14 protein-coding genes are annotated in these 22,070 nt (G+C 65.6%); 10 read left to right on the forward strand and 4 right to left on the reverse strand.

All coding sequences use genetic code 11. The annotated features are described in order from the left end of the window. The first annotated feature begins 69 nt into the window (after positions 1 to 69). From ntrB to cobA, 6 genes are all read left to right on the forward strand, one after another. Complete coding sequence (gene ntrB / locus DCO45_RS03350; protein ID WP_116924885.1) at positions 70 to 957, forward strand: nitrate ABC transporter permease; 888 nt, start codon at positions 70 to 72, stop codon at positions 955 to 957. Next, positions 954 to 1,787 carry an ABC transporter ATP-binding protein gene (locus tag DCO45_RS03355; protein ID WP_116924534.1) on the forward strand — a complete coding sequence of 278 codons (834 nt, stop codon included), beginning with the start codon at positions 954 to 956 and terminating at the stop codon, positions 1,785 to 1,787. Before ntrB ends, DCO45_RS03355 begins: the two co-directional genes overlap by 4 nt. Positions 1,788 to 2,081: 294 nt before the next feature. Next, positions 2,082 to 4,592, forward strand: a complete 2,511-nt coding sequence (nirB, locus tag DCO45_RS03360; RefSeq protein WP_116924535.1) for a nitrite reductase large subunit NirB — start codon at positions 2,082 to 2,084, stop codon at positions 4,590 to 4,592. A 23-nt stretch (positions 4,593 to 4,615) separates the two neighbouring features. Next, a complete protein-coding gene (gene nirD, locus DCO45_RS03365) occupies positions 4,616 to 5,044 on the forward strand; it encodes a nitrite reductase small subunit NirD (RefSeq protein WP_116924886.1) in 429 nt (142 codons plus the stop codon). A 26-nt stretch (positions 5,045 to 5,070) separates the two neighbouring features. Further along, positions 5,071 to 7,932: a nitrate reductase gene (locus DCO45_RS03370; RefSeq protein WP_116924536.1), complete on the forward strand. Its 2,862-nt coding sequence runs from the start codon at positions 5,071 to 5,073 to the stop codon at positions 7,930 to 7,932. Positions 7,933 to 7,952: 20 nt separating this feature from the next. Next, on the forward strand, positions 7,953 to 8,759 hold the full coding sequence (cobA, locus tag DCO45_RS03375; RefSeq protein WP_116924537.1) for a uroporphyrinogen-III C-methyltransferase: 807 nt from the start codon (positions 7,953 to 7,955) through the stop codon (positions 8,757 to 8,759). A gap of 819 nt (positions 8,760 to 9,578) precedes the next feature. Here the strand turns inward: cobA and DCO45_RS03380 are convergent. From DCO45_RS03380 to cphA (DCO45_RS03390), 3 genes are all read right to left on the reverse strand, one after another. Continuing rightward, positions 9,579 to 10,067, reverse strand: a complete 489-nt coding sequence (locus DCO45_RS03380) for a CreA family protein (RefSeq protein WP_021025503.1) — start codon at positions 10,065 to 10,067, stop codon at positions 9,579 to 9,581. A gap of 65 nt (positions 10,068 to 10,132) precedes the next feature. Beyond that, on the reverse strand, positions 10,133 to 12,715 hold the full coding sequence (gene cphA, locus DCO45_RS03385) for a cyanophycin synthetase (RefSeq protein WP_116924538.1): 2,583 nt from the start codon (positions 12,713 to 12,715) through the stop codon (positions 10,133 to 10,135). A 79-nt stretch (positions 12,716 to 12,794) separates the two neighbouring features. Then, positions 12,795 to 14,975 carry a cyanophycin synthetase gene (gene cphA, locus DCO45_RS03390; protein WP_116924887.1) on the reverse strand — a complete coding sequence of 727 codons (2,181 nt, stop codon included), beginning with the start codon at positions 14,973 to 14,975 and terminating at the stop codon, positions 12,795 to 12,797. A 224-nt stretch (positions 14,976 to 15,199) separates the two neighbouring features. Here cphA (DCO45_RS03390) and DCO45_RS03395 point away from each other — a divergent pair, with 224 nt between their 5' ends. The 4 genes from DCO45_RS03395 to DCO45_RS03410 all read left to right on the forward strand — a co-directional run bounded on the left by DCO45_RS03395 (position 15,200) and on the right by DCO45_RS03410 (position 20,975). Further along, a complete protein-coding gene (locus DCO45_RS03395; protein WP_116924539.1) occupies positions 15,200 to 17,548 on the forward strand; it encodes an ABC transporter ATP-binding protein in 2,349 nt (782 codons plus the stop codon). A gap of 24 nt (positions 17,549 to 17,572) precedes the next feature. Next, entirely contained in the window at positions 17,573 to 18,046 is a 474-nt protein-coding gene (locus DCO45_RS03400; protein ID WP_116924540.1) for a DUF1854 domain-containing protein, read from the forward strand. A gap of 171 nt (positions 18,047 to 18,217) precedes the next feature. Continuing rightward, the gene (locus tag DCO45_RS03405) at positions 18,218 to 18,670 is read left to right on the forward strand and encodes a hypothetical protein (RefSeq protein ID WP_133248055.1); all 453 of its coding nucleotides are present in this window, start codon (positions 18,218 to 18,220) and stop codon (positions 18,668 to 18,670) included. Between the two features lie 166 nt (positions 18,671 to 18,836). Then, complete coding sequence (locus DCO45_RS03410) at positions 18,837 to 20,975, forward strand: TonB-dependent receptor (protein ID WP_116924542.1); 2,139 nt, start codon at positions 18,837 to 18,839, stop codon at positions 20,973 to 20,975. A gap of 87 nt (positions 20,976 to 21,062) precedes the next feature. Here the strand turns inward: DCO45_RS03410 and DCO45_RS03415 are convergent, their stop codons facing one another. Further along, a complete protein-coding gene (locus tag DCO45_RS03415; protein WP_116924543.1) occupies positions 21,063 to 21,962 on the reverse strand; it encodes a 5'-nucleotidase in 900 nt (299 codons plus the stop codon). Positions 21,963 to 22,070 lie beyond the last annotated feature (108 nt).

Consider the following 22,070-nt stretch of genomic DNA (forward strand, 5'->3'; position numbering starts at 1 on the left):
TCGTCCTTGCCGACACCGGCCACGGGCTCGGCCCTGGCTGAACGCAAGGTGTTGTCCATCCATGAGCACATGGCTCGCAGCCTGCCCGCGTCGGGCGCGCTGAGCCCGCCGGCTGCGGCAGCGCCGGCCGTGCCTGCGCCAGCGGCCCCGCGCGATGGTGCCGCCGTCTGGCAGCAGCGCTTTGGCGCGCTGGTGCAAAGCCTGCTGCCGCCGGTGCTGGGCTTTGGCCTGCTGCTGGTGCTGTGGTCCATCGTCGCCCAGGGCAACCCCGGCATTCCGGGCCCGCAGGAGACCTGGGCCCAGGCGCAGGAGATATTCCGCGATCCCTTCTACCGCAACGGCCCCAATGACCAGGGCGTGGGCTGGAATGTGCTGGCCTCGCTGCAGCGGGTGAGCATCGGCTTTGGGCTGGCGGCACTGGTCGGCATTCCGCTGGGCTTTGTCATTGGCCGTTTTGACTTTCTCTCGCGCATGTTCAACCCGGTGATCAGCCTGCTGCGCCCGGTGTCGCCGCTGGCCTGGCTGCCCATTGGCCTGCTGGTGTTCAAGGGCGCGAACCCGGCGGCAATCTGGACCATCTTTATCTGCTCGATCTGGCCGATGGTGATCAACACGGCGGTGGGCGTGCAGCGCGTGCCGCAGGACTATATGAATGTGGCGCGGGTGCTGAACCTGAGCGAGTGGAAGATTGCCACCACCATCCTCTTCCCCGCCGTGCTGCCCTATATGCTGACGGGCGTGCGCCTGGCAGTCGGCACCGCCTGGCTGGTGATCGTCGCTGCCGAGATGCTGACCGGTGGCGTGGGCATTGGCTTCTGGGTCTGGGACGAGTGGAACAACCTCAATGTCAAGAACATCATCATTGCGATCTTTGTCATCGGCCTGGTCGGCCTGCTGCTGGAATGGGCGCTGATCCGCCTGGCCTCGGCATTCACTTTTGAGGAGGTCAAGGCATGACGCCCAATACGCCCAACATTCCCGCGACGCCCCAGGGCAAGTACATCGAGATCCAGCAGGTGGCGCAAAGCTTCAAGACCGCCAAGGGCCTGTTCCAGGCGCTGCAGGGCATCAACCTGGAGATTGCCCAGGGCGAGTTTGTCAGCCTGATCGGCCACTCGGGCTGCGGCAAATCGACCTTGCTGAACCTGATTGCCGGCCTCACCAGCCCCAGCGAAGGCACCTTGCTCTGCGCCAACCGCGAGATCAAGGGGCCGGGGCCGCAACGGGCCGTGGTGTTCCAGAACCATTCGCTGCTGCCCTGGCTCACCTGCTGGGCCAATGTGCACCTGGCGGTGGAGCGGGTGTTTGGCGGGCGTGAGCGCAAGGCCCAGTTGGCTGCGCGTACCGATGCCGCGCTGGCACTGGTGGGCCTCACCCATGCAGCGCACAAGCGCCCCGGCGAGATATCGGGCGGCATGAAGCAGCGCGTGGGCATTGCCCGGGCGCTGTCGATGGAGCCGCAGGTGCTCTTGATGGACGAGCCCTTTGGCGCCCTCGATGCCTTGACCCGCGCCAAGCTGCAGGACGAGCTGCTGGAGATCGTTGCGCGCACGCGCAGCACCGTGGTGATGGTGACCCATGATGTGGACGAAGCCGTGCTGCTGTCCGACAAGATCGTGATGATGACCAATGGTCCTGCTGCGACGATTGGCGAGGTGCTGCCGGTGCCCTTGGCCCGCCCGCGCAACCGGGTCGCCTTGGCCGAGGATGCGCAGTACCAGGCCTGCCGCAAGGCGGTGATCGACTTTCTCTACACCCGCCAGGCCCATGTGGAGAAGGTGGCCTGATAAAGCCTACTTAGCTAGCAACAGGCGCTCCATATGGAGCGCCTTTTTTGTGCACGCAAATGAGGCGAGGCGGCGCCCGAGCCGCACAAAAAATGTGCAGCGCTGAGTTCTGCTGCTGGGCGCTCCCCGCATGTCAACTTGGTATGGAACTTGCATAGTCCTTGGCGTGGCCATGGCGGCCACCGGGTGGCGGTGCACAGTGGCGCTGCCGTCCAAAGACAAAGACGTCTATGCGCGCATGCCTGGCATGCGGCGCCTAGACGTCTTTTTTTTGTGCTGCCCACGGGAAACGCTATGAAAAAAATCAAGTTGGTCATGGTTGGCAACGGTATGGCGGGTGTGCGTGCGCTCGAAGAGCTGCTGGCGCTGGCGCCGGATCTGTACGAGATAACGGTATTTGGCGCAGAGCCCCACCCCAACTACAACCGCATCCTGCTGTCGCCAGTGCTGGCGGGCGAGCAGACCCTGGATGACATCGTGCTCAACGACTGGCGCTGGTACGAGACGCATGGCGTGCGCCTGCATGCCGGCTGCACGGTGCATGCGGTGGACCGCGCCCGCCGCGTGGTGCATGCCCGCAATGCCGATGGTGAGGCGGTGACGGCCGACTACGACCGGCTGATTCTGGCGACCGGCTCCAACCCCTTCATGCTGCCCATTGCCGGCAAGGAGCTGCAGGGCGTGCTGGCCTACCGCGATATTGCCGATACCCAGGCGATGATCGATGCGGCCCAGCACTGGCGCCATGCAGTGGTCATTGGCGGCGGCCTGCTCGGGCTGGAAGCGGCCAACGGCCTGATGAAGCGCGGCATGCAGGTGGCGGTGGTGCATGCCGGTGAGTGGCTGATGGAGCGCCAGCTCGATGATCAGGCTGGGCAGCTGCTGAAGAAATCGCTGATCGAGCGGGGCATGCAGTTTTTCATGCAGGCGCAGACGCAGGAGCTGCTGGGCAATGCCGAAGGCCGGGTGCGCGCGCTGCGCTTTGCCGATGGCCGCGAGATCGACGCCGATCTGGTGGTGATGGCCGTCGGCATCCGCCCCAACACGGCGCTGGCCGAGGCCATGCACCTGCATGTGAACCGGGGCATTGTCGTCAGCGACACCATGCAGACCATCACCGACCCGCGCATCTATGCGGTGGGCGAGTGCGCGGCGCACCGGGGCATTGCCTACGGGCTGGTGGCGCCTTTGTTTGAGCAGGGCAAGGTGCTGGCCAACCACCTGGCCGAGATGGGCATTGGCCGCTACCAGGGCTCGCTCACCTCCACCAAGCTCAAGGTCACCGGCATTGACCTGTTCTCGGCCGGGGATTTTCAGGGCGGGGAGGGCACCGAGCAGATCGTGCTGAGCGACCCCTACTCAGGCGTCTATAAAAAGCTGGTGATCAAGGAAGACCGGCTGGTGGGCGCGTGCCTCTATGGCGACACGGTCGATGGCAGCTGGTACTTCAAGCTGCTGCGCGAAGGCCGCAGCGTGGCCGATATCCGCGACAAGCTGATGTTTGGCGAATCCAACCTGGGCGATGCCGGCCACCAGGGCCAGAACAAGGCCGTCGCACTGGCCGATGGCGACGAGGTCTGCGGCTGCAATGGCGTGAGCAAGGGTGCCATCTGCAAGGCCATCAAGGACAAGGGCCTGTTCACCCTGGACGAGGTGCGCAAGCACACCAAGGCCAGTGCCAGCTGCGGCTCCTGCACCGGCCTCGTAGAGCAGATCATCATGTTCACCGTCGGTGGCGACTATTCGGCATCGCCCAAGACCAAACCGATGTGCAGCTGCACGGAGCACGGCCACCAGGCGGTGCGCGATGCGATCCGCGAGCACCGGCTGCTGACGACTGACAGCGTCTTTCGCTTTATGGAATGGAAGACGCCCAATGGCTGCGCCAGCTGCCGCCCGGCCATCAACTACTACCTGATCAGCACCTGGCCCAAGGAGGCGCGCGATGATCCGCAAAGCCGCTTTATCAATGAGCGCAGCCACGCCAATATCCAAAAGGACGGCACCTACAGCGTGATCCCGCGCATGTGGGGGGGCGAGACCACGGCCGCCGAGCTGCGCCGCATTGCCGATGTGGTGGACAAGTACCAGATCCCCACCGTGAAGGTGACCGGCGGCCAGCGCATTGACCTGCTGGGCGTGAAAAAGGAAGACCTGCAAGGGGTGTGGAACGACATAGGCATGCCCTGCGGCCATGCCTATGCCAAGGCGCTGCGCACCGTCAAGACCTGTGTGGGCAGCGAGTGGTGCCGCATGGGCACGCAGGACAGCACGCAGATGGGCAAGGACCTCGAACGCGCGATGTGGCGCATGTATGCGCCGCACAAGGTGAAGTTTGCCGTCAGCGGCTGCCCGCGCAACTGCGCCGAATCGGGCATCAAGGATGTCGGCATCATCGGCGTGGATTCGGGCTGGGAGATGTACATCGCGGGGAACGGCGGCATCAAGACCGAGGTGGCGCACTTTCTCACCAAGCTCAAGACCGCCGAGGAGGTGCTGGAGTACACCGGCGCCTTTATGCAGCTGTACCGGCTGGAGGGCTGGTACCTGGAGCGCACGGTGCACTACGTGAGCCGCGTGGGGCTCGACCATGTCAAGCGCCGCATCCTGGACGATGCCGCTGGCCGCCAGGCGCTGTGGGCCCAGCTGCAGCAGGCGCTGGAAGGCGAGCCCGACCCCTGGTTCGAGACCGACAAGGCGGCTGTGGATTTGCGCCAGTTCCAGCCGCTGCCGGTGCTGCCCCCACTGCAGGCTACGCCTGCGCTGCCAGCCCTTTCCTCACCCCTCACCACCGCCGGCGCATGATGCTGCGCCACCAGGAGACCGACATGAATGAATGGATCACCATCTGCGCCATCGATGAGATTCCGGTGCTGGGCGCCCGCCGCGTCGCCCGCGCCCAGGGCCTGGATGTGGCGGTATTCCGCACCGCCAGCGGCGAGGTGTTTGCGCTGCTCGACCGCTGCCCGCACAAGGGCGGGCCCTTGTCGCAAGGCCTGGTGTTTGGCAGCAGCGTGGCCTGCCCCTTGCACAACTGGACGATTGCACTGGCCACCGGCGAGGCCGCTGCCCCCGATGAGGGCTGTACCCCGCGCTTTGCGGTACGGCTGGAGGGCAGCGCGGTACAGCTGCGCGCCGATGAGCTGGCCGGGCATGCGCTAGCGCAGACCCGGCCTGTAGCAGGGCCGGTGGGCCTGGGGCGCTGCGGTTCTGCCGCCTCCAGTTGCAGCCCGTCGCCATCCTCCGTGGCCGCTTAAGGCTGCCCCACCGGACGGAGCCGCCCATGCAAGAGACCCGATCGACCTGTCCCTATTGCGGCGTGGGCTGCGGCGTGATCATCACGTCCGACGGCCAGCAGATCACCGCCGTGCGCGGCGACCCGGCGCACCCTGCCAACCTGGGCAAGCTCTGCACCAAGGGCAGCAGCCTGCACCTGACGGCAGCGCCCGCGCTGGCGCGGCAAAGCCGCTTGCTGCAGCCGATGCAGCGCCTGCAGCGCCGCGCCGCACCCGAGGCCCGCAGCTGGGACACGGCGCTGGACAGCCTGGCTGCCCAGCTGCTGCAGATCCGCGCCGACCATGGCCCCGATGCGCTGGGCTTTTACCTGAGCGGCCAGTTGCTGACCGAGGACTACTATGTGTTCAACAAGCTGGTCAAAGGCTTGCTGGGCACGAACAACCTGGACACCAACTCGCGCCTGTGCATGAGCAGTGCGGTGGCCGGCTACAAGGCCACCCTGGGCGCGGATGCGCCACCGGCCTGCTACGAAGACATCGACCTGGCCGGCTGCCTGTTCATCAGCGGCAGCAATATGGCCTGGGCGCACCCGATCCTGTTCCGGCGCGTGGAAGAGGCCAAGGCGCGCCACCCCGAGCGCAAGATCATCGTTGTTGACCCGCGCCGCACCGAGACCGCCGAGCTGGCCAATCTGCACCTGGCCTTGCAGCCGGGCACCGATGTGATGCTCTGCCACGGCCTGTTGCACATCATGCTGGCCGAGGGCTGGACTGATGCGGCCTTTGTCGATGCGCACACCAGCGGCTTTGCGCAGCTGCATGCGATCGTGCGCGAAGCGACGCCGGAACGGGTGGCCCAGGTCTGCGGCCTGGCGCTGGCAGATCTCTACCTGGCCGCCCAATGGTTGGCCTGGGGCGGGGCCGATGCGCCGGGCAGCAATAGCGAGCGCCAGCCCACGCTGAGCCTGTACTGCCAGGGGCTCAACCAAAGCAGCAGCGGCACGGCCAACAATGCGGCGCTGATCAACCTGCACCTGGCCACCGGCCAGATCGGCAAGCCCGGCGCCGGCCCCTTGTCCTTGACCGGCCAGCCCAATGCGATGGGCGGGCGCGAGGTGGGCGGCCTGTCCAACCTGCTCAGCGCCCACCGCGACATGGCCAACCCGCAGCACCGGGCCGAGGTGGCCCAGCACTGGGGCGTGGATGCGGTGCCGGCGCTGCCAGGCAAATCGGCGCTGGAAATGTTCGAGGCCGCAGCCGATGGCCAGATCAAGGCCTTGTGGATTGCCTGCACCAACCCGGCGCAAAGCCTGCCCGAGCAGGCCATGGTGCGCCGTGCGCTGGAGCGGGCCGAGCTGGTGGTGGTGCAGGAGGCCTTTGCCCAGACCGAGACGACGGCCTACGCCGACTGGCTGCTGCCCGCCACCACCTGGGGCGAGAAACTGGGCACGGTCACCAACAGCGATCGCCGCATATCGCGGGTGCGCGCTGCGGTGGCCGCGCCCGGCCAGGCGCGCCATGACTGGCAGATTGGCGTGCAGCTGGCCCAGCGGCTCGAGCGCCATCTGCGCCCTGGCCGCCCCAGCCTGTTTGCCTATGACACCGAGCAGGCCGAGCGCGGCTGCGAAGCCATCTGGATGGAGCACCGCGACAGCACGCGCGGGCGCGACCTAGACATCACGGGCCTGAGCTGGGCGCTGCTGGAAGCGCAAGGCCCGCAGCAGTGGCCGCTGCCCAGCGGCGCGGCCCAAGGGCGCCAGCGCCTCTACAGCGATGGCCGGTTTGCCACCGGCGATGGCCGCGCGCGCTTTGATGCCCAGCCCTGGAAGCCGGTGGCGGTGCCGCGCGATGCGCAGTTTCCCTTCAGCCTCAACACGAGCCGGCTGCGTGACCAGTGGCATGGCATGAGCCGCACCGGTCAGCTCGGCCGCCTGTTTGCTCAGGCCAGCGAGCCCAGCGTGCAGGCCCACCCGCAGGACATGCGCCGGCTGCAGCTGCAAGACGGCGACCTGGTGCAGCTGCACAGCCGCTACGGCAGCCTGGTGGTGCCGGTGCAAGCCGATGCCGGCCTGCAGCCCGCGCAGCTGAATCTGCCGATGCACTGGGGCAGCATGCACCTGAGCGGCAGCACGGTGGACGGCCAGCGCCTGGCAGGGGTGAATGCACTGACCACACCCGAGCGCTGCCCGCGCTCCAAGCAGCCCGAGTTGAAGCATGTGGCGGTGCAGCTGGAAAAAGCCGAGCTGCCCTGGCAGTGCCTGGGCATGGCCTGGCTCGATGACCGCCAGGTGCTGGCCACGCGCCAGGCGCTGGCGGCCTTGATGGGCGAGTTTGACTTTGCCAGCAGCGTGCTGTTTGGCCGGGCCGTGCCGCTCGATGGCGCTGCCGGTCAGGGGCGCAATGGCGTGCAGTTCCGCGCTGCTGCGCGCCAGGCGCCGCCGGCGGCCTTGCTGGCGCGTTTGCAGCAGCTGCTGCAGCTCGATGGCCCGCAGACCCTGCGCTATGCTGATGCGCAGCGCCAGTGCAGCCGCGCCATCGCCATGGGCGAGCAGGCGGGCGAGCCGGTGCTGCAGGCCTTTTTGCTCTGCGGCGATGCCAGTGCCGGCCAGTGGCTGGCGCCGGTGCTGCGCGATGAGCAACCCACGCGCAGCTTTGGCCGCCTGCTGTTGGCCTCGGGCAGCCAGGCGCCAACTGCTTTGCCGACCCGTGCGCGCCAGGTCTGCGCCTGCATGAATGTGGACGAGGCCGCCATTGGCGAGGCCCTGGCCACGATGGATGGCGCGCCGGAGCAGCGCCTGCTGCAGCTCAAAAACACGCTGGGCTGCGGCACACGCTGCGGCTCCTGCATTCCCCAACTCAAGCAGCTGGTGCAGCGCGTGGCCCCAGCCGCATTGGCGCCTTCTGTTTGATGCTCTTGAAAGGTCTTGCCATGCATGCCATTGCCACCACTCCCTTTGTCGCCGGCCGCTGCTACCTGGTAGGAGCCGGCCCCGGCGACCCCGAGCTGCTGACGCTGCGCGCCTGGCGCGCGATCCAGGCGGCCACCTTGCTGCTGGTGGATGACCTGGTCTCCGCCGACATCGTGGCGCTGGCACCGGCTGCCACCCGCACCATCTATGTGGGCAAGCGCGGCGGCCGGGCCAGCACCTCGCAGGCTTTTATCGAAAAGCTGATGGTGATGGCCGCCCGCCAGGGCGAGACGGTGGTGCGCCTCAAAGGGGGCGACCCCTTTATCTTTGGCCGGGGCGGTGAGGAGGTCGCGCACCTGCAGGCCCAGGGCGTGCAGGTGGAAGTCATCAACGGCATCACCTCGGGCCTGGCTGCCGCCACCAGCCTGGGTGTGCCGCTGACCCACCGCGACTATGCCCACGGCGTGGTCTTTGTGACCGGCCATGCCAAGCCCGGTGGCGCGCCTCTGGATTGGCGGCAGCTGGGGGCGACGGCAGAGGCGATGTCTCTTAGCTTGGTGGTGTACATGGGGGTGGCGGCAGCTCCTTTGATCGAAGCGGGCTTGCTGGCCGGTGGCCTGGCGCGGGATACGCCGGTGGCCTTGGTGCAGAACGCCAGTTTGCCGAGTCAGCGGGCGGTGTTGACGTCCTTGTCTTGTTTGGTGAGTTGTTTGCAGGGGAGTGGGTTGGGGAGTCCTTGCATGATGGTGATTGGTCGGGTGGCTGGGTTGGCGGATGCCAGTCTGTTGTGGCAGGGGTTGGTGGAGCCTTTGGAGCGGCAGGCTTGATTGTTTGGTTTTTTCCTAGCGCTTTTTAGTTCGTTTTGTTTGCTACTGGCGTAGGGCAGCTGGCCGGGTCTCGCCCCGGCGGGCGAGGTACTTTTCTTGCTCAGCCAAGAAAAGTACCCAAAAGAAGGCTGCCCCTGCTGCCAGCGACCCCCAAAGCTTCGCGTAGCGAATCTTTGGGGGCAACCTGCGGGGACCAGAGCATGGGGTGTGCGGCCGAACTCACTACGCGCCAAGGCGCTCCGTTCAAACAGCGGCCGCAAGTCAGTTCACGAAGTTTGGCTGCTCTTCGGCAGCCAAACCACCCCATGCTCTGGTCTCCTCGGCGCTGGCAAAAGGGGTGATGGACAGCCAACAGCCTTCAGGCCATCGCTGCGCTCGGCCTGTTTGGGGGCCGAGCGTAGCGATGGCCCATTGGTATTTGGCTGTTGGGGTGTTCGCATTCCCCTTTTGCATGCGCCTGGGGCGTGGTGTTTGCGGGGTGGCGCTGGCACCGAAGAGTGCCAGCGCTTCGTCAACTAGCTTGCCGCGTCTGTTCGAACGGAGCGCCTACGGCGCGTAGTGAGTTTCGCGGCACACCCCGCAAACGCCACAACACAGGTTGCCCTTCGCAAAGCGAAGGGTCGCAAGCAGCAGGGGCGACCTTCTTTTGGGTACTTTTCTTGGTCGCCAAGAAAAGTACCTCGCCCGCCGGGCGAAATCCGGCCAGCAGCCCTACGCCAGTAGCAAACAGCGCCCACGATTAGGCGCTGTTAACAAAGAGCTAGCAGCTCTGCGCCACTAGTAAAAATGAAAATTAAATAAGCGCAGAGCAGGTACCGGTCACTTGACCGGAATAACCGTAGAAGCAGGCACCGCCACCGCCGTCACACTGTTCTGCGGCGAGCCCTCAATCACCTTGTCCGAATACGTCATGTACACCAAAGTATTGCGCGCCGCATCCACCATGCGCACCACCCGCAAACGCTTGAACAGCAGCGAAGTACGCTCGCTGAACACCTCCTCTTGCTGCTTCAAAGGCTTGTCGATACTGATCGGCCCGGCCTGCACACAGGCAATCGAGGCTTCGGAGCGGTCTTCTGCCAGGCCCAGCGCGCCCTTGACGCCGCCCGTGCGGGCGCGGGAGACATAGCAGGTCACGCCCTTGACCAAAGGGTCGTCATAGGCCTCGACAACGATCTTGTGGTCGGGGCCGATGAACTTGAACACCGTGTCCACCGAGCCGATGGTGTCCGGTTGGGCCCAGGCGGCGGTGGCGGCCAGGCAGCCTGCGGCGGCGAGGGTGCGGCGCCAGGAAGAGGTGATCAGCATGGAGGGCGTCCGAAAAAGAAGAGAGGGCTGCACCGGCGCGCTGGCCGGTGCATGCGGGGGCCGGATCAGGCCTGGGCGGCGGCTTGGGCCACGTGGCGCTGCAGGTGCTCGAGCGCTTCTTCGACCTGGTCGACCAGCACCAGGCAGAGGTCGCCCGGTTGCAGGCGTGCGAGCGCGTGGTCGATGGCGATGAACTCGCCGTGGATATCGGTCACGTAGCTGGTGCGGCTGGCGCCTTGCAGGCCCTGGCGCAGCAGCGCGATGACTTCGCCGTCGGCGCGGCCGCGCTGGGCGGCATCCTGGTAGAGGATCACATCGTCAAAGGCCTCGCCCAGCATCTCGGTCTGCACGCGGATGTCTTCGTCGCGGCGGTCGCCCGCGCCGCTGATGACCACGCTGCGCTTGTTGGCGGGCATGGCTTCCACGGCCTGGATCAGCGCGCGGATGGCATCCGGGTTGTGGCCGTAGTCGGCAATGATCGTCGCGCCGCGGTAGTCCATCACATTGAAGCGGCCCGGGGCGTTGTCGCTGTCGTTGACAAAACCGGCGAGGCCTCGGCGGATGGTCTGCCAGGGCAGGCCGGCGGCCCAGGCGGCGCCAATCGAGGCCATGACGTTCTCGACCTGGAAGGTGATCGCGCCATTGCGGGTGATAGGGATCTCGCGCAGCGGGATCGACTCGCGCCAGGAGCCTTCGGCGGCCACGATGCTGTCGCCATCGACATAGACCACGCGGCTGCCTTGGGCGCGGTGCGTGGCCATCACGGGGTGGTGACGGTCAGCGGCAAAGAAGATCACCTTGCCGGGGCAGACATGGGCCATCGCGGCGACCAGCGGGTCGGCGGCGTTGAGCACGGCGTAGCCAGTGGGGGCGACGTTCTGCACGATCACGCGCTTCAAGACCCCCACATCTTCCTTGGTGGTGATGAAGTTCAGACCCAGGTGGTCGCCTTCGCCGACGTTGGTGACCACGGCCACCTGGCAGCGGTCAAAACCCAGGCCTTCGCGCAGAATGCCTCCGCGTGCGCATTCGAGCACGGCCGCATCGGTCTCGGGGTGGGCCAGGGCGTTGCGCGCGCTGCGCGGGCCCGAGCAGTCGCCGCTGTCGATCTGGCGGCCGTTGACGTAGACGCCATCGGTGTTGGTCATCGCCGTGCGCCAGCCGTGCGAGGTGAACAGATGGGCGATGACGCGGGTGGTCGTGGTCTTGCCATTGGTGCCGGTGACGGCGACCAGCGGGATGCGGCCGTCGTTGCCGGCGCTGAACATCTCGTCAACCATCGGCACGCCGACATGGCGCGGCTTGCCGAAAGAAGGCGCCAGGTGCATGCGCAGGCCAGGGGCGGCGTTGACTTCGACAATACCGCCACTTTGCTCTTCGAGCGGCTTGAGCATGGTCTCGCAAACCACGTCCACGCCGCAGATGTGCAGGCCAATGGTCTGGGCCGCTTCGATCGCGCGGGCGGCAATTTCGGGGTGCACGTCATCGGTCACATCGGTGGCGCTGCCGCCTGTGGACAGGTTGGCATTGTTGCGCAGCACCACGCGCTGGCCTTGGCCGGGCACGCTGTCGGGGGTCATGCCTTCGCTGGCAATGCGGGCGATGGCGATGTCATCGAGGCGGATCTTGGTGAGCGCGGTGCCGTGGCCGGTGCCCCGGCGCGGGTCCTGGTTGACCAGGTTCACCAGCTCGCGGATGGTGTGCTGGCCGTCGCCCAGCACCTGGGGCGGCTCGCGGCGGGCCGCCGCGACCAGCTGGCCGCCCACCACCAGCAGGCGGAAGTCGTGGCCGGGCAAAAAGCGCTCGACCATGATCTCGTCGCCAAATTCGCTGGCCGTCTTGTAGGCCGCTTCCAGGCCTTCGCGGGTGGTGATGTTGACCACCACGCCCTTGCCCTGATTGCCGTCCTGGGGCTTGACCACGACGGGCAGGCCCACTTCCAGCGCCACTCGCCAGGCCTCTTCCACATCGGCCACGGGGCGGCCCATGGGCACGGGCACGCCGGCGGCATGCAGCAGGCGCTTGGTCAGGTCCTTGTCCTGCGCAATGGATTCGGCCACGGCGCTGGTCGAGTCGATCTCGGCCGCCTGGAAGCGGCGCGCCTTGGAGCCCCAGCCCAGCTGCACCAGCGAGCCGCTGGTCAAACGGCGAAACGGGATGCCCCGAGCGACAGCGGCATCGACGATGGCGCCGGTCGAGGGACCGATGCGCTCGTCTTCATCCAACTCGCGCAGCGCCGCAATGGCGGCGTCGGCATCGAAGGGGCTGTCGTTCAAGGTGGCCTGGATCAGCGCTTCGGCCTTTTCCATCGCCAGCTTGCCCACCGCTTCTTCGGTGTATTCGACGACAACCTGGTAGGTGCCGGGCTCAGTGGTTACATGGGTGCGGCTGAAGGTGACCGGGCAGCCGGCCTGCGCCTGCAGCGACAGCGCGGCGATTTCGAGCACATGCGCGAGCGACAGCGCCTGGTCGGCGCCATGGGGCTGAAGCGGGGCGATATTGGGGAAGCGCGCACGCAGTTTTTCTTCAAAACCAGGGATGGTGCTGTAGCGCTGTTCGCTGTCTTCACAGCGCACGATGGTCTCGATGGCGGTGCTGCGGGTCCAGAGGTTGGGGCCACGCAAGGCACGGGTGCGGGAGAGCTGCATAGTGTTTCTTTCAGATGGAGGGCCCGCTGAATCAGCGGGCCGTGCATGCTTGTCGTCGTGGAGAGCCGTGTCCGGCGTATCAGGCGTTGTACTCGAAGGTCTTGATACCGGCGCCGATCAGATCGGGGGTGATATCCAGCGCCCAGGCCGTGGCGATGGCGGCAAGCAGGGCCGAGGTGTCGGGCTTCTTGCCACCCGGCAGGCTCAGCGCATCGAGGGTTCCCAGCACGCGCTCTTGCGCGCCGGTGGCCAGCACCACATTGTTGCCCTTGATGAGAACGGCGCGGCCGCCTTCGTGCTGGGCTTCGGTGTTGGCGCGGTGGGTGGCCACGGCTTCGTTGTTCGCATCGGTGGTGTACAGCACCACTTCGCCGTCGCACAGCTCGGCCAGGTCAGCCACTTCGGGCAGGTCGGCATTGAGCACGCCGGCGCCATCGCTCAGCACCACATCGATCTGGGTGCGCATCACGCGGCGCATCTGGCCGGCTTCGAGCACATCGTGGTCCGCCAGGCTCTCAAAGCCTTGCATGTCGGTCACGACACCGACCAGGCAGCGGTCGTAGGCCAGGCCTTCTTCCAGGATGGAACGGGCCGTCGTCTGGATCACCGCAGCCTGCGCCAGGCGGTTGGTCAGCAGGCGATGGGCGCCGGCCCAGTTGGCGGTATTGGTCTTCTGGGTCTGGCGGTTGGACAGGAACATGCCCTCGTCGCTGGCCACGCCGGTGAGCTTGCCCGACAGCTGCAGCAGCCAGCCTACAAGGCGCGCGATGAACGCATTGTTCTGCGTGCCGACAATGCCGACGATCGGGATACGGCCCGCGCCGGCACCTTCTTCGCGCGGGAAGAGATGGTCGGCAATGGCCATGCCGACCGGGCGCGGCGCGCCGCTGGTGGGCTTGAGGTGCATCAACAGGCCCGGGCCAGCGTTGACTTCGAGAATCGCGCCCTGGCCTTGCATCGGCTGGGAGACGTCCTTCAGGATCATGTCCATGCCGGCGATGTCCAGGCCGACGATCTTGGCCGCCAGCACCGCGTAGTAGGCCACATCCGGGTGCACGTCATCAAGGCAGTCGATGGCCATGTTGCCATTGCGTTGCAGCAGCACGCCCTGGCCTTGCGGAATGACCGAATCGGGCGTGACATGCTGGCGGTTGAGTTCGAGCTTGACGGCGCCGGCTTCGAGCTTGATCCAGTCGAGCGGGTACTCCTGCTCGGGGCCTCGGCGGGGGTCTTCGTTGAGCACAGCCACCAGCTCGCGCAAGGTGGCCTTGCCATTGCCGTAGACGCTGACGGTCTCGCCCTTGGTGGCCGCGACCACCTTGTCGCCCACCACCAGCAGGCGGTGCTCGACGCCGTCAATGAACTTCTCGACGATGACGTCCGAGCCTTCGGGCTGGGCCAGCGCAAACGCGGCCTTGATATCGGCCTCTTGCGACAGCTCCAGGGTCACGCCCCGGGCATGATTGCCGTCAGACGGCTTGACGGTGACGGGGAAGCCGATTTCCTGGGCCACTTCCCAGGCTTCTTCGGCGGTGGCCACGATCTGGCCTTCGGGCACCGGCACGCCGCAGGCGGTCAGCAGGCGCTTGGTGAAATCCTTGTCCTGGGCAATGCCTTCGGCAATCGCGCTGGTCTGGTCGGACTCGGCCGTCCAGATACGGCGCTGCGCAGCGCCATAGCCCAGCTGCACCAGGTTGCCATCGTTGAGGCGGATATGGGGAATGCGGCGCTCGCTGGCGGCATCGACGATGCAGCCGGTCGAGGGGCCGAGGTAGCGGTCATTGATCGCCGTCTTGATTGCATGGACTGCCGGCTTGATGTCGTAGGGCTCGTCGTTGATCGCGGCCATCAGCAGCTGGTGGCCATGCTCCAGCGCGACGCGGGCCACGGCCTCTTCGGGGCAGCGGAACACCATGCGGTAGACGCCGCGTTGGGAGATCTCGCGCGTCTGGCCAAATTCGGCAGGCATGCCCGCCAGGTTCAGCAGCTCGATGATCACGTGCTCCATCACATGGCCCATCCAGGTGCCGCCTTCGAGGCGCTGGATGAAACCGCCGCGTTCACCGACGCCGCAGGTGTGCTCGATCAGGTCGGGCAGCCAGGTGGTGAGACGCTCGTTCAGCCCGGGGATCTTGTTCGAGGGATAGTCCTCCAACTCTCCAAGGTCCAGCCAGACCTCCAGTACGGGGCGGTAAGTCCAGACGCTGGGGCCGCGCAAAAACGTGGTGCGCAAGAGTTGGATGGTATTGAATTTCGCCATATCGATCAACGGATAAACATAAGTAACAATTCCAGGGAGAATCGCCGTAGATGGGAAAGCATTGTGCGCCCAAATGAGGCAGATTAATCGCTGTCAGCCTATTGGGGCTGTCAGACGTTAAAGACAGATGAGGGCGGGGCGACCCATGCCGCCGTTCGCCACAATAATATGCGGTTGTTCACCGGACCACTGCCACCGCCCCGTGCGGAGAGAAAAAACGCCTTATGCAACATCTTCATTCCGCGGACGCGTCAGCATTCTTTGCGGGTCCGCTAGGAACCCAATTGCGAGCCAAGCTCAACACCCTGGAAAACGTGCTTGCCGTCACTCCCGTTGACCTGACCTCGGATTTGCGCTTCGGCAGCGGCCAGGTGGTACTGACTTCCGAGCGCCTTCTGGCCTTTGATCCCGATGCCCAAAAGTGGAGTGAGTGGTCACTATCGCTCGATTTGAGTCTGCGTTTTTTTGACCATGGCGGCGTAGGCAGCCTGGAGCTCGATGACAGCGCGCAGCGCCTGGGCCTGTGGCGCATCACCTTGAGCCACCAGACGGCGGTGCTGGGCCTGATGCAGCAGTTCGAGCGCCAACGTGAGCGCTTGCTGCGCAACGAGGCCTACCAAGTGGCCGAGGACGAGCGCTCGCTGTGCCCGGTCTGCGGCAGCGTGCTGCCCCCCGACAGCGAAGAATGCCCGGCCTGCGCCCGCCAGCAGAATGCACCGACCTCGAGCTGGGTGCTGCTGCGCCTGTGGCGCTTTGCCAAACCCTACAAAATGCAATTGTTGTTGGGTTTCGTCCTGACGCTCTGCACCACGGCTGCCCAGCTGGTGGCGCCGTACCTGACGATTCCGCTGATGGACAAGATCCTGATCCCGTTCCAGAACGGCGAGAAGATCGATGCCGGCCTCGTGCGTTTCTACCTGGGCGCGCTGCTGGTCTCGGCACTGATCGCCTGGCTGCTGGGCTGGGCGCGTACCTTTGTGCTGGCACGCGTCTCCGAGCGCATTGGCGCCAACCTGCGCACCACCACCTACAACCACCTGCTCAAGCTCTCGCTCGATTTTTACGGCAGCAAACGCACCGGTGACCTGATGGCCCGTATCGGCGCCGAAACCGACCGCATCAACCTGTTTCTCTCGCTCAACGCGCTGGATTTCGCGACCGATGTGCTGATGATCGTGATGACCTCGGCGATCCTGTTCTCGATCAACCCCTGGCTGGCCCTGGTGACCCTGGTGCCGCTGCCCTTTATCGCCTGGATGATCCACACGGTGCGCGACAAGCTGCGCACCGGTTTCGAGAAGATCGACCGCGTCTGGTCCGAAGTGACCAATGTGCTGGCTGACACGATTCCCGGTATCCGCGTCGTCAAGGCCTTTGCGCAGGAGCAGCGCGAGGCCGACCGCTTTGCCGCTGCCAACCAGGTCAACCTCGAAGCCAATGACCGCGTCAACAAGACCTGGTCGCTGTTCACCCCCACGGTCACCTTGCTGACCGAAATCGGCCTCTTGATCGTCTGGGCCTTTGGTATCTACCTGGTGGCCGGTGGCTCGATCACTGTCGGTGTGCTGACCGCCTTTATCGCCTACATCGGCCGCTTCTACACGCGTCTCGATTCGATGAGCCGCATTGTGTCGGTCACGCAAAAGGCCGCTGCCGGCGCCAAGCGCATCTTCGACATCCTCGACCATGTCAGCAACGTGCCCGACCCGGTCAACCCGGTCAAGCTGGGCAAGGTGCAGGGCGCCATCACGATGGAGAACGTCGGTTTCCGCTATGGCAGCCGCACCGTCATCAAGGACCTGAACCTGCAGATCCGCCCCGGCGAGATGATTGGCCTGGTGGGCCACAGCGGCTCGGGCAAAAGCACCCTGGTCAACCTGATCAGCCGCTTCTACGACGTGACCGACGGCTCGATCCAGCTCGATGGCGTCGATGTGCGCCGCATCGCCGTGTCTGACTACCGCAGCAATATCGGCCTGGTGCTGCAGGAGCCCTTCCTGTTCTTTGGCACCATTGCCGAGAACATTGCCTACGGCAAGCCCGATGCGACGCGCGAAGAGATCGTCGCCGCAGCGCGCGCCGCCCATGCGCATGAGTTCATCCTGCGCCTGCCCCATGGCTATGACTCGCTGGTTGGCGAGCGTGGCCAGGGCCTGTCCGGCGGTGAGCGCCAGCGTATCTCGATTGCACGTGCACTGCTGATCGACCCGCGCATCCTGATCCTGGACGAGGCGACCTCGGCGGTGGATACCGAGACCGAAAAGGAAATCCAGCGTGCGCTGGACAACCTGGTGCAAGGCCGCACGACGATTGCGATTGCCCACCGCCTGTCGACCCTGCGCAAGGCCGACCGCCTGGTGGTGATGGACCGTGGCGAGATTGTCGAAGTCGGATCGCATGACACGCTGATGGCCCAAGAGGGCGCCTACTGGCGCCTGTACATGGCGCAGGCGCGCCGCGCCGAGGAAGATGCCGAAGCCGCTGGCGTGGTCACCGCGCGCGCTGCGGGCGTGACCTATGACATGCAGCCCCTGCCCAAGTCCCATGTGGACGGGTCCGATGACAACCGCTGATCAGCAGCCCAGGAAAGCCCTTTCATGACAACCATTTCCTCTCCGCTGGCGCTCAGCCGCAATCCCTTTGGCCGCCTGGTTCTGGACAAGGACGGCAGGCCCCACCAGGTCAACCCGGTGCGCGCCTTTCCGCTGTCGGCCCCATCGCTGGGCATCTCCCTGGTCGGCGAAGACGGCAAGGAGGTGCTGTGGATCGCTGACATGGACGCGGTGGACCCGGCGGCCCGCGCACTGCTCAACGAAGACCTGGCCGCGCGCGAGTTCCAGCCGCTGATCGAGCGCATCGTCAGCGTCTCGACCTTCTCAGTCCCCAGCATCTGGAACCTGGAGACCGACCGGGGCCCTGTCCACATGACCTTGAAGGCCGAAGAAGACATCCGCAAGCTGCATGGCCGCCAGAACCTGTTGATCACCTCGGCCGATGGCGTGCACTACCGCCTGCCCGATACCAACCGCCTCGACAAGGCGTCGCGCAAGCTGCTGGAGCGCTTTTTGTAAGCAGCCCCTACCGCAAGCTGCAGTGCGGGGCCTGGAATTGCGGGCCCTTGCCTTTTTGCGGGCCTTGTCCCTTTCGGTGCTGCTTTGCCTGGCATTTACAGGCATAATGCAATTCATTTGCAATAGTGGCCGTCGTCTGCGCGGCCACTGGTTTGATTGTCTGCCCGGCCTGTGTCTTCCCTGCGCGCTCTCCACCCCCTGTCTGTCTCGGCGCATGCGCCGAGGCCGCTGCGTGGCTGGGCGATGGCGCTGCTGTGCTGGCTGTGTTTTGCGCAGCTGTGCCTGCCGCTCTTGGGCAAGGTCCATGACATCAGCCACCTCCATGCCCGCGCGCTGCAGACGGCTGCGGCCACGGCATCGGCTGGCGAGCGTGACGGCAGCGATACCGTGGTCAGCCCCGGCCATGGTGCGCATGACCTGTTTGGCAAGCATTCCGAGGCCGACTGCCAGGGCTTCTCGCACATGGCGCTGGGAGCTGGCCTGCTCTGCGATGCGCTGCAGGCTCCGTTGCTCGCGGCGGCGCAGGAAGCGGCACCCACCGTGCTGGCCATCTTGCTGCGCCAAAGCCCGGCGCTGTTCTTTGCGCGCGGCCCTCCCTCTCTCTCCCCCTCTTCGTTCCAGTGACACGGCCCCTTAGCCCTTGACCTTTGATGGTGCAGGGCAGCGCAGGCCGGTCTGTCTTGTTTTTTCGCGCAGCTGCCCGGCGCCACTGCGCCGGGCCGGTTCAGCCAGCAGTGCTGGGCTGCGCGCGCACATGCGCTGGATGCATGTGCTTTTCGAGGGGTAGACCATGGGTTTCCATGCACAACAGGCGCAGCCGCTGGTGGCGCGCACAGCAATTTTGAAGCCACAGGCGCGGGATCTGCGCCCGGTCGCAGCCGCCGTGATCGGCCTGCTGCTGGGCAGCGCCGCGCTGGCGCAAAACGCCGAGGGCAGCACGCCGGCAACGGCCACAAACACCACCACCTTGCCCGAGGTGACGGTATCGGCCAGCGGCACCAACCGGACGGTCGACGACATGACCACGCCGGTGACGGTGCTGCAAGGCGATGAGCTGGTGCAAAAACGCGGTGCCAGCCTGGGCGAGACCCTGGCCAATGAGCCCGGCATCCAGGCCACGCACTTTGGTGCCGGTGCCAGCCGCCCGGTGATTCGCGGCATGGATGGTGCGCGGGTCAAGGTGCTGAACGATGGCGCGGTGATCCAGGATGCCTCGACGATCAGCCCCGACCATGCCGTGGTGAGTGAGCCCATGCTGGCCACGCAGATTGAGGTGCTGCGCGGTCCCTCGGCACTGATCTATGGCGCCGGTGCGATTGGCGGCGTGGTCAATGTGCTGGACAACAAGATCCCCACCAAGGTGCCCGAGAAGGGCTATGAAGGCCAGGTCGAAGTACGTGCCGGCACGGGCGCCAACGACGCGGCGACGGCTTTGTCGCTGACGGCTGGTTCGGGCCCCTTTGCCCTGCATGTGGAGGGCATGGCCCGCAATGCCGATGACTACCGCGTGGGCAGCGGCTGGGGCCTGGGCAACAAGGTGGATGGCAGCCGCGCGCGCAATGCCGGCGGCAGCATCGGGCTGTCCTGGATAGGCGACAGCGGCTATGTGGGCCTGGCCTACACCCGCACCCAGGCACGCTACGGCCTGCCCGGCCACAACCACAGCTTTGAAGGCTGCCACACCCACGGCCTGCACCTGCACTGCGGCGGCCATGATGGCCATGACCATGGGGATGACGACCATGACCACGACCATGACCATGAGGAAGAAGGCGTGCCGGTGGTGGACATGCACAGCGAGCGCTATGACCTGCGCTCCGAGTGGCGCCAGCCGTTTGCCGGCGTGTCGGCCATCCGTGTGCGCGGCGGCGTGACGCGCTACCACCACGACGAGATCGAGGGTGGCGAGATCTCCACCAGCTTCAAGAACCGCGCGCATGACATGCGTGTCGATGTGCTGCATGAACCGATTGCCGGCTGGACCGGTCTGGTCGGCTTTGAGGCCGCGCAGCGCCGCTTCAGCGCCACCGGTGAGGAAGCCTATGTGCAGCCGACCCGCACGCAAAGCCAGGGCGTCTACCTGCTCGAAGAGCGCCGCTTTGGTGACTTTGGTGTCGAGGCCGCACTGCGCCACGACTGGCAAAGCGTCTACGCCAACGACGACGGCCTGGTGCGCAAGCACAAGGGCAATTCGGTGTCGCTGGGCGGCAGCTGGCGCTTTATGCCGGGTTACCGCTTGAGCGCCCATGTCACCTCGGCCAGCCGCCTGCCCACGGCCGAAGAGCTGTATGCACGCGGCCTGCACATGGCCACCTCGACCTATGAGCTGGGCAACCCCGACCTGCGCAAGGAGCGCTCGGGCAATATCGACATCGGCATTGCGCGCACTGCGGGCGACACCACCTACTCGGTCAATGTCTACCGCAACCGCGTGAACAATTACATCTATGGCCGCACCGTCGATGAGCATGAAGGCCTGCAGCTGCTGCAGTATGCGCAGCAGACCGCCACCTTCACCGGTCTGGAGGGCCAGATCCAGCACCGCATCAATGCGAACTGGACGGTGGGCGCCACCGGTGACCTGGTGCATGCCAAGCTCGAAGACGGCAGCAAGATCCCGCGCCTGGCTCCCGCCCGCGTAGGCTTGCGCGTGGCCGGCAAATGGGCCAACTGGAGGAGCGAAGCGCAGTGGCAGCTGGTCAAGCGCCAGAACAAGGTGGCCGATTACGAGACCGAGACCCCAGGCTACGGCATGCTGAACTGGCGCGTGAGCTACCACCAGACCTCCAGCGATGGCACGCCATGGCAGATTTACCTGAAGCTGGACAACCTGACCAACAAGCTGGCGTACGTCCACACCTCGTTCATCAAGAACGCGGCGCCGCTGCAGGGCCGTGCAATTTCTCTGGGCTTTATCAAGCAGTTCTAAGCCTCTGAAAACCCAGGCCTGAACGCCAAAGCCGCTGTCTCGATCAGGAGCCAGCGGCTTTTTTGCGTCTGCGGTGGCTAGAGCGGATCAGAGGTTGGAGATGCCGCTGCTGACATGGCCGGCCGGCACATGGGCCGCCGCGCTGGTGGCATGGCCCGTCTGGTCGTCAAAGAAGAAATCGGGCTCGAACTCGCGCAGAAATTCGCCCTTGGCCAGGCCGCCCAAGAACATGGTTTCATCAACGCCGATGTTCCAGTCCATCAGGGTGCGGATGGCGCGCTCATGCGCGGGGGCGCTGCGGGCGGTGACCAGCGCGGTGCGGATACGCATCTGGCTTTGCGTATCTTGCTGCAGCCGGTGGAGCGCCGCCAGCAGCGGCTTGAAGGGGCCATCGGGCAGGGGGCGGGTGGCATGCTCGATCTCATGGCGCTGAAACGCGTCCAGCCCCTGGGCCTGGAAGACACGCTCGGCCTCGTCCGAGAACAGCACGGCATCGCCGTCAAAGGCAATGCGCACTTCATCGGGGTTGCCGTCCTGCGCCTGGGCCGATTCGGTCAGCACACGTGCGGCCGGAAAGCCCAGCTGCAGCGCCTGCTGCACATCGGTGGCATTGGCCGAGAGGAACAAATGCGCGCCCAGTGGCTTGAGGTAGCGAAAAGGATCGCGCCCCTGGGTGAACACGCCCCGCTGGATGGAATGGAGCCCATGGGCCTTGCAGCTGCGGAACACCCGCATGCCGCTGACCGGGTCATTGCGCGAGAGCAGCACCACCTCGACCTTCTGTGCCGTGCCGCTGTTGAAAGCCAGCAGCTTGCGCACCAGCGAGAACGCCACCCCGGGTGGCGCGGGGGTCTCCAGCCGCTGCAGCTGCAGCCGGGCATAGGCCTGGTCTTTGTCCTGCTCGAAAACCCGGTTTTCTTCTTCAAAGTTGAACAGCGCCCGCGACGAGATCGCGACCACCAGCTTGTTTTCGAGAGTGGCAGCCATGGCCGTCCTTGTTGCTGAACTGAGGGCCAATATAGCGCAGTCTTCCCAATCAACAGAGGTACTTTCTCCAGGGGCTAATACGGCCCAGCCAACCCAAGGTTGGCGGTT

Origin of the sequence: Comamonas sp. JNW, assembly GCF_003105075.1 — a bacterium.
GTDB lineage: Bacteria > Pseudomonadota > Gammaproteobacteria > Burkholderiales > Burkholderiaceae_C > Comamonas > Comamonas squillarum.

Coding starts and splice junctions, on each gene's coding strand:
- cobA (WP_116924537.1), top strand. CDS start 7,953: ATGCATGCCATTGCCACCACTCCCTTTGTCGCCGGCCGCTGCTACCTG.
- ntrB (WP_116924885.1), top strand. CDS start 70: ATGGCTCGCAGCCTGCCCGCGTCGGGCGCGCTGAGCCCGCCGGCTGCG.
- nirB (WP_116924535.1), top strand. CDS start 2,082: ATGAAAAAAATCAAGTTGGTCATGGTTGGCAACGGTATGGCGGGTGTG.
- DCO45_RS03395 (WP_116924539.1), top strand. CDS start 15,200: ATGCAACATCTTCATTCCGCGGACGCGTCAGCATTCTTTGCGGGTCCG.
- DCO45_RS03400 (WP_116924540.1), top strand. CDS start 17,573: ATGACAACCATTTCCTCTCCGCTGGCGCTCAGCCGCAATCCCTTTGGC.
- DCO45_RS03370 (WP_116924536.1), top strand. CDS start 5,071: ATGCAAGAGACCCGATCGACCTGTCCCTATTGCGGCGTGGGCTGCGGC.
- nirD (WP_116924886.1), top strand. CDS start 4,616: ATGAATGAATGGATCACCATCTGCGCCATCGATGAGATTCCGGTGCTG.
- cphA (WP_116924538.1), bottom strand. CDS start 12,715: ATGCAGCTCTCCCGCACCCGTGCCTTGCGTGGCCCCAACCTCTGGACC.
- DCO45_RS03380 (WP_021025503.1), bottom strand. CDS start 10,067: ATGCTGATCACCTCTTCCTGGCGCCGCACCCTCGCCGCCGCAGGCTGC.
- DCO45_RS03355 (WP_116924534.1), top strand. CDS start 954: ATGACGCCCAATACGCCCAACATTCCCGCGACGCCCCAGGGCAAGTAC.
- DCO45_RS03410 (WP_116924542.1), top strand. CDS start 18,837: ATGGGTTTCCATGCACAACAGGCGCAGCCGCTGGTGGCGCGCACAGCA.
- cphA (WP_116924887.1), bottom strand. CDS start 14,975: ATGGCGAAATTCAATACCATCCAACTCTTGCGCACCACGTTTTTGCGC.
- DCO45_RS03415 (WP_116924543.1), bottom strand. CDS start 21,962: ATGGCTGCCACTCTCGAAAACAAGCTGGTGGTCGCGATCTCGTCGCGG.